The 4,814-nt window shown below is 69.1% G+C and carries 3 protein-coding genes; all 3 read right to left on the bottom strand.

What is annotated here, in order from left to right; genetic code table 11:
• Positions 1–23: 23 nt before the first annotated feature.
• On the bottom strand, positions 24–1,433 hold the full coding sequence (locus tag AC6RA4_RS11605; protein ID WP_500160437.1) for an L-serine ammonia-lyase: 1,410 nt from the start codon (positions 1,431–1,433) through the stop codon (positions 24–26).
• Positions 1,434–1,542: 109 nt separating this feature from the next.
• Positions 1,543–2,097 carry a sarcosine oxidase subunit gamma gene (locus tag AC6RA4_RS11600; protein WP_500160435.1) on the bottom strand — a complete coding sequence of 185 codons (555 nt, stop codon included), beginning with the start codon at positions 2,095–2,097 and terminating at the stop codon, positions 1,543–1,545.
• 10 nt (positions 2,098–2,107) lie between these two features.
• Positions 2,108–4,814 (bottom strand): sarcosine oxidase subunit alpha family protein (locus AC6RA4_RS11595; RefSeq protein WP_500160434.1); only part of this gene is annotated, 2,707 nt, incomplete at its 5' end.

Here is a 4,814-nt window from a genome sequence, read left to right as displayed (position 1 = left end):
TACCTGTAGGACCTTTCGTTGTCTCAGCATTCCGGCAGGTTGACGGCAATCCCGCCGGTGGAGGTTTCCTTGTATTTCTCGTTCATGTCCTGCCCGGTCTGCAGCATCACGCGGATGCAGTTGTCGAGCGGCATGAAATGCTGACCGTCGCCGCGCAGGGCGAGCGAGGCGGCGGAGACCGCCTTGATGGCGCCGAGCGCGTTGCGCTCGATGCAGGGCACCTGCACCAGCCCGGCGGCGGGATCGCAGGTCATGCCCAGGTGATGCTCGAGCGCGATCTCGGCGGCGTTCTCGACTTGCGCGTTGTTGCCGCCCAGCACGGCGCAGAGCCCGGCGGCGGCCATCGCGGCGGCGCTGCCGACCTCGGCCTGGCAGCCGGCCTCGGCGCCCGAGATCGAGGCGTTGTGCTTGATCAGACCGCCGATCGCCGCCGCGGTCAGCAGCAGGTCGCGGCAGCCGGCGCGGGTCGCGCCGACGCAATGGTCGCGGTAGTAGCGCAGCACCGCCGGCACCACGCCCGCCGCGCCGTTCGTCGGCGAGGTCACCACCCGCCCGCCAGCGGCGTTCTCCTCGTTCACCGCCATGGCGTAGACGCTCATCCAGTCATTGGCCTGGTGCGGCTGGGCGAGGTTCATGCCGCGCTCGGCCTGCAGTTGGTCGTGGATCGCCTTGGCGCGGCGGCGGACCTTGAGCCCGCCGGGGAGGATGCCTTCCTGGGTCAGACCGCGGGCGACGCAATCGTCCATGGTGTCGAGGATGCGGTCGATGCGGTCATTGAGCTGCGCGCCGTGCAGGACGCTTTCGTTGGCGCGCTTCATCTGCGCGATGCTGAGCCCCGAGGCCGCGCCCATCTCGAGCATCTCGGCGGCGGTGCCGAAGGGATAGGGGAAGGCGTGCGAGGCCTTCTCCTCGTGCAGGTCATGCGATCCGGCGCGCTGCGCCTCGAGCTCGGCGGCGGTCAGGACGAAGCCGCCGCCGACCGAGTAATAGGTCTGCTGGTGATAGGAATTGCCGGCCTCGTCATAGGCCTTGAGCACCAGGCCGTTGGCATGGCCGGGCAGCGGCGGGCCGAAATCGAAAACCAGGTCATTTTGGGTGTCGAAGACCAGCGGCTCGAGCCCCTCGGGATGGACCATGCCCTCGCGGCGCACGGTCTCTTCGAGCTCTTCCGCCTTGTCGGGATCGAGGGTCTCGGGCGACAGGCCGCAGAAGCCCAGGATCACCGCGCGGTCGGTGGCGTGGCCCTTGCCGGTCCAGGCCAGCGAGCCGTGCAGGCTGGCGCCGAGCCGGTGCAGGGTGCCGGCGCCGGGAATCTTCTCGGCCCCGCCCCGCAGGTCGTCGAGGAACCGCGCGGCGGCGACCATCGGGCCCATCGTGTGCGAGGACGAGGGGCCGATCCCGATCTTGAAGACGTCGAAGACCGACAGGAACATCGCTGCTCTCCTAAAGTGGCTTGCGCCGGCGGAAACGGGAAGCGGCCTCAGGGGCCGGGGATGCCGGGCGAGGTCAAGACTACCTCGCCCGTGCCACAGGTCTACCGGCTCAGTGGCTTTCCGCCGCCAGTTCGCGGCAGCCGGTGGCCAGCAGGTCGAGCAGGTGCGGCGCGAAGCTGTTCCAGACATCCATGCGGAAGCTGGTCTCGGCATCGCGCCAGAGCACCACCGTCACACCGTCGAAGGAGGTGCGGCGGCCCGAGCCCGGCAGGATCGTCTCGATGTTGCGCGGGCAGCCGATGGTCAGCAGCTCGGCGGCGCGCGCCCCCTCGATCACGAAGCTGACCTCGCGGCCCGACACGTCGACGAGGCTGTGCGGGTGGCTGGCGTAGAGCCCGGCGAGCGCCGTCACCGCGCTTGCGGCGGCGTCCTTGCTGCCGTGCAGGATCCACTCGTCGGGGCCGAGGCGCATGGCCTCGAGCCCCTCGGCAGCGGAGCGGCTGCCGATCTGCCCGTCGAGCGCCAGACCGAGCGCCGCCTCGATGGGCGCGAGATCGCCACGGGCGCGCAGCGACAGGCGCGTGCAGGGCATCGCGGCCGAGACCCGGGCGGCCGAGGTCTCGACCAGCGTGCCGGGGGTGAAGGACGATACGGGTGCGTTCATTCTCTTCTCCTCAGATCTTCAGACGGGTGTTCTCGGGGTCGACGAAGATCGTCGAGGTGATCTTGGCGGCGATGGTGCGGTCGGGCATCGGGATGTGGACGATCTCGCCCATGCGGGAGTGTCCGCCCTCGACCACGGCCAGCGCGATCGGGCGACCCACGGTGCCGGTGTCGTAGGACGAGGTCACGTGGCCGACCATCTTCATCGGAACCGGCTGGTTCGGATCGAAGACGATCTGCGCCCCTTCCTCGAGCTTGGAGTTGTCCTCGGTCAGCAGGCCGACGAGCTGCTTGCGGCCCTCGGCCACGAGGTCGGGACGGGCCAGACCGCGCTTGCCGACGAAGTCGGGCTTGTTCTTGCCCACGGCCCAGCCCATGCCCGCGTCATAGGGCGTGACAGTGCCGTCGGTATCCTGACCGACGATGATGTAGCCCTTCTCGGCGCGCAGCACGTGCATGGTCTCGGTGCCATAGGCGGTGATGCCGTATTGTTGGCCCGCCTCCCAGAGCGTCTCCCAGAGCCGGCGGCCCATGGGGGCCGGAACGTTGACCTCGAAGCCGATCTCGCCGGTGAAGCTGACGCGGAACAGCCGGGCCGGCATGCCGGCGACGGTGCACTCCACGCAGGACATGTGCGGGAAGGCCTCTTCGGTGAGCTCGACACCCTCGACCAGCGGCGCGAGCAGCTTGGCGGCGTTGGGGCCGTTGAGCGCCACGGTCGACCACTGCTCGGTCGTCGAGGTGAGCCAGACGTCGAGGTCGGGCCACTCGGTCTGGAGGTAGTCCTCCATCATGTTGAGGACGCGCGCGGCACCGCCGGTGGTGGTGGTGACGTGGAACAGGTCCTGCCCCATGCGGCCGATGACGCCATCGTCGCGGATGAAGCCATCATCGCCGCAGAGCAGGCCGTAGCGGCAGCGGCCCACGCCGAGCTTGGTCCAGGGGTTGGTGTACATGCGGTTCATGAACTCGACTGCATCGGGGCCCACGACCTCGATCTTGCCCAGCGTCGAGGCGTCGAAGATGCCGACGCTCTCGCGGGTGGCGGCGCATTCGCGGCGCACCGCGTCATCCATGCTCTCCCCGGCCTTGGGGAAGTACCACGCCCGGCGCCACTGGCCGACCGGCTCGAACACCGCGCCGTTTTCCTCGGCCCAAGCATCGATCTGGGTCTTCCGGGTGACCTCGAAATGGCTGCCGCGATGGTAGCCCGCGAAGGCCCCGAAGGTGGTCGGCGTGTAGGGCGGACGGAAGGTCGTCAGACCGACCTGCGGCTGCTTCTTGCCGAGCGCGTCGGCGGCGATGTTCAGGCCGTTGATGTTCGACATCTTGCCCTGGTCGGTCGCCATGCCGTTGGTGGTGTAGCGCTTGACATGCTCGATCGAGCGCATGCCCTCGCGCACGGCGAGGCGCAGGTCCTTGGCGGTCACGTCGTTCTGGTAGTCGACGAAGGCCTTGGCCTTGCCGGGGCTGCGGTCGGTCGGCAGCTCCTTGTGCGAGACACCGGTGCCGGGGCGGTCGCCCTCGACGCTGTAGCTCACCTCGGTGCCGGTCTTGCCGAGCGCCGCTGCGATCTCGCGGCCCTTCTCGGCGCCGTCCTTCAGCGCCGCCTCGATGCCCCAGAGACCGCGGCTGGCGCCGGCGATGACGCAGTTCTCCGGCGTCTTTTCGGGCAGGAAGGTGGTGCGGTCGTCATCCCAGGCGAGCGAGCCCTTGGTGTGCGAGAACAGGTGCAGCGAGGGCGTCCAGCCGCCCGACATCAGCACCGCGTCGCACTTGATCTCCTCGCCGCTGCCGACGGCACCGCCGGAGACCGGGTTGACCCGCAGCGACGACACGCGCAGGCGGCCGCTGGTGGCGGTCGCGGTGTGCGACAGCTTGACGGGGATGTTGCGCTTGCGCGCCTCGGCCTGCAGCGCCTCTGACACGCCCTCGCGGGTGTCGACGATGGCCTGCACCTTGGCACCGGCATCGGCCAGATCAAAGGCGGCGTACCAGGCGCTGTCATGCGAGGTCAGCACCACCGGCGATTTGCCCACCAGCACGCCGTAGCGGTTGAGGTAGGTCTGGGCCGAGCCCGCCAGCATCACGCCGGGGCGGTCGTTGCCGTGGAACACCAGAGGCTTTTCGAGCGCGCCCTGTGCCAGCACGACCTGGCCGGCGCGGACACGCCACATGCGCTCGCGCGGGGTGTCGTCGGGCAGCTTCGGCAGGTGATCGGTGAGCTTCTGCACCAGGCCGATCATGTTCTCGTGGTAGTAGCCGATCGCGGTGGTGCGGGTCATGATCTTGACGCCCAGCGCCTCGAGCGCGGCGACCTCGGCGGCGAGCCAGTCCCATGCCGGCTGGCCATCGATCTTGGCCTGCGGCTCCGACAGCAGCGTGCCGCCGGCTTCCGGGTTCTCGTCGACGATGACGACCTTGAGCCCCTCGACGGCGGCGGCGCGGGCGGCGGCAAGGCCGGTCGGGCCGGTGCCGACGATCAGCACATCGCAATGCAGGTAGCGCGAGGCGTAGTGATCCGGGTCTTCCTCGCTGGGCGACACGCCGAGACCGGCGGCCGCGCGGATGAAGGGCTCATAGACCTTGTCCCAGAAGCTGCGCGGCCACATGAAGGTCTTGTAGTAGAACCCGGCCGAGAACAGCATGTAGGCGGCATCGTTGACCGCACCCACGTCGAACTTGAGGCTCGGGTACTTGTTCTGCGAGCTGGTCTCG

It is taken from the genome of Salipiger sp. (assembly GCF_059781815.1).
Note: the sequence above shows the minus strand (reverse complement) of the source record. Positions and strands in the feature narration are given on the sequence as shown.